This window comes from Pseudomonas agronomica (genome assembly GCF_025917275.1).
Classification (GTDB): domain Bacteria; phylum Pseudomonadota; class Gammaproteobacteria; order Pseudomonadales; family Pseudomonadaceae; genus Aquipseudomonas; species Aquipseudomonas agronomica.
Window position 1 is genome coordinate 1 of the sequence record NZ_JAOSHO010000295.1, and the last position, 6,348, is coordinate 6,348.

The window sequence follows — 6,348 nt, forward strand, 5'->3', positions numbered from 1 at the left end:
GGAGCAAGCTCCCTCGCCACAGGGGCATCATCTGCCCAGGGGATGCGCTGATTGGAAGTCTATCGCCCCGCCCGCCATTAGTTTAGAAAAATCTGAACTAAGTATTTGCCTCCAGCGATTCTTCACGGCTACGGCTTTTCGCAGAATCGGCCCCTGATAAATAAAACAACGATGAGGCCCTACCCGTGGACAAGATTCTTCACCAACCACTGGGCGGCAACGAAATGCCGCGCTTCGGCGGCATCGCCACCATGATGCGACTTCCCCACGTACCCACCGCCGCCGGCCTGGACGCTGCCTTTGTCGGCGTGCCGCTGGACATCGGCACCTCCCTGCGCGCCGGCACCCGTTTCGGGCCGCGTGAAATTCGCGCCGAATCCGTGATGATCCGCCCCTACAACATGGCCACCGGTGCCGCGCCGTTCGACTCCCTGTCGGTGGCAGACATCGGTGACGTGGCGATCAACACCTTCAACCTGCTGGACGCGGTACGGATCATCGAAGAGTCGTACCACAAGATCCTCGAACACAACGTCATCCCGCTGACCCTGGGCGGTGACCACACCATCACCCTGCCGATCCTGCGGGCCATCCATAAGAAACACGGCAAGGTCGGCCTTGTGCACATCGACGCCCACGCCGACGTGAACGACCATATGTTCGGCGAGAAAATCGCCCATGGCACCACCTTCCGCCGCGCCGTGGAGGAAGGCTTGCTCGATTGTGACCGCGTGGTGCAGATCGGCCTGCGGGCCCAGGGCTATACCGCTGATGATTTCAATTGGAGCCGCAACCAGGGTTTCCGCGTGGTCCAGGCCGAAGAGTGCTGGCACAAATCCCTGGCGCCGTTGATGGCTGAAGTGCGCGAGAAAGTCGGCGGCGGCCCGGTGTACCTGAGCTTCGACATCGACGGCATCGACCCGGCCTGGGCGCCAGGCACCGGCACTCCGGAAATCGGTGGATTGACCACTATCCAGGCAATCGAAATCGTCCGTGGCTGCCAGGGCCTCGACCTGGTCGGTTGCGATCTGGTAGAAGTTTCGCCGCCATACGACACCACCGGCAACACCTCGCTGCTGGGCGCCAACCTGCTGTACGAGATGCTCTGCGTACTGCCCGGCGTGGTCCATCGCTGAGGCCCGGCCATGAACGATCGTGATCAAGTCCTCGAGGCCGCCGCAAAATTGGTGTCGGCCTTCGCCTGCAACGACCGCGACGCCTATTTCGGCGCGTTCACGGCCGATGCGAGCTTCGTGTTCTACACACTCGAACAGCCCCTGCTGTCCCGCGATGCCTACCAGGCGTTGTGGGATCGCTGGCGGTCCGAGGATGGCTTCGAGGTGCTGAGCTGCACCTCGAGCAACGCCTTCGTCAGCCTGCAAGGGGACGTGGCGATTTTCATCCATGACGTGGCCACCGAGCTGCGCATGCAAGGGGAGCTTCACTTTAGCCAGGAGCGCGAAACCATTGTGTTTCGCCAAGAACAACAAGGCCTATGGCTGGCCTGTCATGAACATTTGTCCGCAATGCCGGAAGGGCTGCCACCCCCTTAGCCAAGCAGGCGACGTTCACGCACGATGAACGCGCCTCGATGATCGGAGCAGATCATGCATAACAATAACGATAAAAGCCTTACGCAGATTGAAACCAACGGGGTCGAGCAGATCCCGGACCATGAACGAACCGCCGGCCCGGGCGATCTGTTTCGACTGATCTTCGGCGGCGCCAACACCTTTGCCACCGCCGTGCTCGGCAGTTTCCCGGTGCTGTTCGGCCTTTCCTTCCAGGCCGGGGTCTGGGCGATTGTGCTGGGAGTATTGGTGGGTTCAATCATCCTCGCGCCGATGGGCCTGTTCGGCCCGCTCAACGGCACCAACAACGCAGTGTCTTCCGGCGCGCATTTCGGCGTGCACGGGCGAATCGTCGGCTCGTTCCTGTCGCTGCTGACCGCCATCGCGTTCTTCTCGCTCTCGGTATGGAGTTCGGGCGACGCGCTGATCGGCGGCGCCAAGCGGCTGGTCGGCGTGCCGGAAACCGACCTGAGCCTGGGCCTGGCCTACGGCCTGTTCGCCCTGTTGGTGCTGACGGTGTGCATCTACGGCTTCCGCTTCATGCTGTGGGTCAACCGCATCGCCGTGTGGGCCGCCAGCCTGTTGTTCCTGCTGGGTATCTTCGCCTTTGCACCGAGCTTCGACAGCCAGTTTGCCGGCACGGTCGCCCTCGGCCAGCCGGGCTTCTACGCCGCCTTCATCGGCGCGGCGCTGGTCGCGATGAGCAACCCGATTTCCTTCGGCGCCTTCCTGGGTGACTGGTCGCGCTACATCCCGCGAAACACGCCCAAGCCGCGCATCATGCTGGCGGTGATCGCCGCGCAATTGGCGACGCTGATCCCGTTCCTGTTCGGCCTCGCCACCGCCACCATCGTGGCAATCAAGGCGCCGGACTACATCGCGGCCAACAACTACGTGGGCGGGCTGCTCGCGGTTTCGCCGGGCTGGTTCTTCCTGCCGGTGTGCCTGATTGCGGTGATCGGCGGCATGTCCACCGGCACCACGTCGCTGTATGGCACCGGGCTGGACATGTCCAGCGTGTTCCCACGGCTGCTGTCGCGGGTCAAGGCGACACTGCTGATCGGCGTGCTGTCGATCGCCTTCATCTTCATCGGTCGCTTCGCGGCGAACCTGGTGCAGAGCGTGTCGACCTTCGCCGTGCTGATCATCACCTGCACCACGCCGTGGATGGTGATCATGATCATCGGCCTGCTGGTGCGCCGCGGCTTCTACTGCCCGGACGACCTGCAAGTGTTCACCCGTGGCGAAACCGGCGGGCGCTACTGGTTCAGCCATGGCTGGAACTGGCGCGGATTGGGAGCATGGATCCCCAGCGCACTGGTGGGGCTGTGCTTCGTCAACCTGCCGGGGCAATTCGTCGGGCCGCTGGGAGAACTGGCCGGAGGGATCGACATCAGCCTGCCGGTGACCCTCGGGCTGGCGTCGGTGGTGTACCTGGCGTTGCTAGGGCTGTTTCCGGAACCGGCGGCGGTTTATGGACCGCGGGATCCGCGGAGCAAGGATGCTGTCTCGCCGAGCGCTGAACCTGTGGCGAGGGGATTTATCCCCGCTGGAGCGCGCAGCGGTCCCAAGCCCTGACACCTCGGTGTGCCTGATAGATTGAGTTGGCTGTTTTGGGGCTGCTTCGCAGCCCAGCGGGGCGGTGCGACGTTTCGCTAAATCCCCTCGCCACAACTCCATCTGTCCATGGCGCCATCTCGACTTCCTATAAAAAATAAAATCGGAGACACGCCATCATGGCCTTGGATTTAATCGTCGTTCTCATCTACGCCACCGGCATGATCGCCCTCGGCTGGTACGGCATGCGCCGCGCCAAGACCCGTGACGACTACCTCGTCGCCGGGCGCAACCTTGGCCCGGGCTTCTACCTGGGCACCATGGCTGCCACCGTGCTCGGCGGCGCCTCGACCATCGGCACCGTGCGCCTGGGCTATGTCCATGGCATTTCCGGATTCTGGCTGTGCGGCGCCATCGGCCTGGGCATCGTCGGGCTGAGCCTGTTCCTCGCCAAGCCGTTGCTCAAGCTCAGGATCTACACCGTGACCCAGGTGCTGGAGCGCCGCTACAACCCGGCCGCGCGCCATGCCAGCGCACTGATCATGCTGGTCTACGCGCTGATGATCGGCGCCACGTCGACCATCGCCATCGGCACGGTCATGCAAGTGCTGTTCGGCCTGCCCTTCTGGGTTTCGATCCTGGTGGGCGGCGGCGTGGTGGTGGCGTATTCCACCATCGGCGGGATGTGGTCGCTGACCCTGACCGACATCGTGCAATTCCTGATCATGACCATCGGCCTGGTGTTCTTGCTGATGCCCCTGTCCATCAGTGACGCGGGTGGCTGGGACGCGATGGTGGCGGCCTTGCCGGCGCGCTATTTCGATTTCACGGCCATTGGCTGGGACACCATCATCACGTACTTCCTGATCTATTTTTTCGGCATCTTCATCGGCCAGGACATCTGGCAGCGGGTGTTCACCGCCCGTAGCGAAGGCGTGGCAAAAGTCGCCGGCACCGCCGCCGGCCTGTATTGCGTGCTCTACGGCCTGGCCGGTGCGCTGATCGGCATGGCCGCCAAGGTGCTGCTGCCGGACCTGGAAAACGTCAACAACGCCTTCGCCAGCGTGGTGCAACACAGCTTGCCCAACGGGATACGCGGCCTGGTGATCGCCGCGGCCCTGGCGGCGCTGATGTCCACCGCAGCGGCGGGCCTGCTGGCGGCCTCTACCACCGTCGTCCAGGACCTGCTGCCGCGGCTGCGCCAGGGTCGTGAAAGCGGCAACGGCGACGTCCATGAAAACCGCATCGCAACCCTGCTGTTGGGCGCCGTGGTCCTGGCAATCGCCCTGGTGGTCAGCGATGTGATCAGTGCCCTGACGCTGGCGTATAACTTGCTGGTGGGCGGCATGCTGATCCCGCTGATCGGTGCCATCTACTGGAAACGCGCGACCACCGCGGGCGCGATCAGCAGCATGTCGCTGGGCTTCGTGACGGCGCTGTTCTTCATGTTCAAGGATGGTTTGGACGCGAACACGCCGATCTATTACAGCCTGAGCGTGGCGTTGGTGAGTTTCGTGGTGGTCAGCCTGCTGTCGCCACGGTCGAACGTGGTGGCCAAGGCGGTTTGATCGGTATGGCACAGCGTCACCGCCCGGTAGGAGCTGTCGAGTGCAACGAGGCTGCGATCTTTCCTCAGACGCTTGAATCTCAAGCGAACGATCAAAAGATCGCAGGCTTCGCCAGCTCCTACAGCACCCAGCGAGAGCTCCCTCGCCACAGGGACTCACTCCGCCAATAAAAAGATCGCAGTTCCGGGCCATCTCGATTGAAAGGGTCCGGAACTGCGATCTCTCCAAATTCTAAAGTGGGTTTACCGACGGCGCGGCTGGCGGCGGCGTTGCTCATCGTCAGTGCGGATCGGTATCGGCTGCATGGGCGGCTCGATCAGGCCAAGCGCGACACCCAGGTCATGAAGCCAGTTCTGGATTTTCTCTTTCATCGTGGTGCCCCCTCAGGTGGTGCGAGCGGCAGATTTCTGTGGCCCCTTCGCACTGATAATAGTCCGAAGTCCTGTTCAATGCTCGTTACAGATTGCAATGATCTGTTACTGAATTGATCCAAATCCCAGGTAGTGAGTTCAAGCCGATTGCGCCGGGATCATTGGCGCACGCGGCCAGGCTTGTTGCTGCAATTCTATCCACGCGTTCAGGTTGGCGCCGACCATGCCTTTGCGCCACATCAACCATGTCGTCGCGCTGGCAAACGGCTCGGCCAGCGGATGCACCCTCACACGCTCGCGGCCCGGCAGGCTGGCGAGCATCGACTCGGACATCAGCGCCACCCCGGACCCGGCGATGACACACGCCAGCATCCCTTGATACGACTCGATCTCCATCGCCCGGCCCATGGTTGCATGGTCGTGGGCGAACCAGGCTTCCAGGCGCATCCGGTAGGAGCAGCCGCGCCGGAAGGTGAACACTGCACGGCCCTGCACGTCCAGCGCGCTGCGCACCGGCGGGTGATCGGCCTCGGTGATCAGCACCAACCGCTCGTCGCACAATGGCACGCCATCCAATCCGGCCAGCTCCAGCGGACCGTCCACCAGTGCCGCATCGAGGCGATTGGTGAGCAGGCCCTCAAGCAACTCGCCACTCGGCCCCGATTGCACTTGCAGGTTCACCGCCGGATAAGCCCGGTGATAAGCCGCCAGCAGGTCCGGCAAATGTGTCGCCGCCGTGCTGTACATCGTGCCCAGGACAAAATCCCCGGCCGGCTGGCCGCCCTGCACCGCCGCGTGGGCTTCGTCATGCAAGGCAAACAGCTTGGTCGCATAGTCCAACAGGACTTTTCCCGCAGGCGATAACTGCAATCGCTGACGCTCTCTTAGGAAAAGATCCACGCCTAACTGTTCTTCGAGCTGCTTGAGCCGGGTCGACAGGTTCGACGGCACCCGGTGCAGACGCTCGGCGGCCCGAGTGATGGACCCCTCTTCGGCCACCGCTTGGAAAATGCGTAACTGGCTGAACTCCACGACCTTCTCCAAAAAAGAACAAGTTACTCACTATTATTCATTTTTAATGAAAGTCAATCGGTCCTAGCCTGACGGTCAATCACCACGACGCCGGAGATCGACCATGTCGCCCTTGATTCGCCTGCTCGCCAGCTTCATTGCCCTGATGATGGCCATGGGCATTGGCCGCTTCGCCCTCACACCGCAGTTACCTCATTTGATCGGCGAAGGTCAGGTGGACTTGACCGCCGCCGGTCTGATCGCCGCTGC

General features: G+C 62.5%; 7 protein-coding genes. 5 read left to right on the forward strand and 2 right to left on the reverse strand.

Going from position 1 to position 6,348, the window contains the following annotated elements:
- Positions 1-185: 185 nt before the first annotated feature.
- From speB to OC610_RS18675, 4 genes are all read left to right on the forward strand, one after another.
- Positions 186-1,136, forward strand: a complete 951-nt coding sequence (speB, locus tag OC610_RS18660) for an agmatinase (protein WP_245138665.1) — start codon at positions 186-188, stop codon at positions 1,134-1,136.
- A 9-nt stretch (positions 1,137-1,145) separates the two neighbouring features.
- Positions 1,146-1,553, forward strand: a complete 408-nt coding sequence (locus OC610_RS18665) for a YybH family protein (RefSeq protein WP_264429738.1) — start codon at positions 1,146-1,148, stop codon at positions 1,551-1,553.
- A 51-nt stretch (positions 1,554-1,604) separates the two neighbouring features.
- Positions 1,605-3,149, forward strand: a complete 1,545-nt coding sequence (locus tag OC610_RS18670) for a purine-cytosine permease family protein (RefSeq protein ID WP_264429743.1) — start codon at positions 1,605-1,607, stop codon at positions 3,147-3,149.
- A 158-nt stretch (positions 3,150-3,307) separates the two neighbouring features.
- On the forward strand, positions 3,308-4,696 hold the full coding sequence (locus OC610_RS18675) for a sodium:solute symporter (RefSeq protein WP_264429740.1): 1,389 nt from the start codon (positions 3,308-3,310) through the stop codon (positions 4,694-4,696).
- Positions 4,697-4,938: 242 nt separating this feature from the next.
- Here OC610_RS18675 and OC610_RS18680 read toward each other — a convergent pair whose 3' ends face one another.
- Positions 4,939-5,067, reverse strand: a complete 129-nt coding sequence (locus OC610_RS18680) for a PA1414 family protein (protein ID WP_256222727.1) — start codon at positions 5,065-5,067, stop codon at positions 4,939-4,941.
- 138 nt (positions 5,068-5,205) lie between these two features.
- Positions 5,206-6,099, reverse strand: a complete 894-nt coding sequence (gene ptrR / locus OC610_RS18685; RefSeq protein WP_264429742.1) for a putrescine utilization regulator PtrR — start codon at positions 6,097-6,099, stop codon at positions 5,206-5,208.
- A gap of 103 nt (positions 6,100-6,202) precedes the next feature.
- Here ptrR and OC610_RS18690 point away from each other — a divergent pair.
- Positions 6,203-6,348, forward strand: a 146-nt coding sequence (locus OC610_RS18690) for an MFS transporter (protein ID WP_264429744.1), incomplete at its 3' end; no start/stop codon positions are given.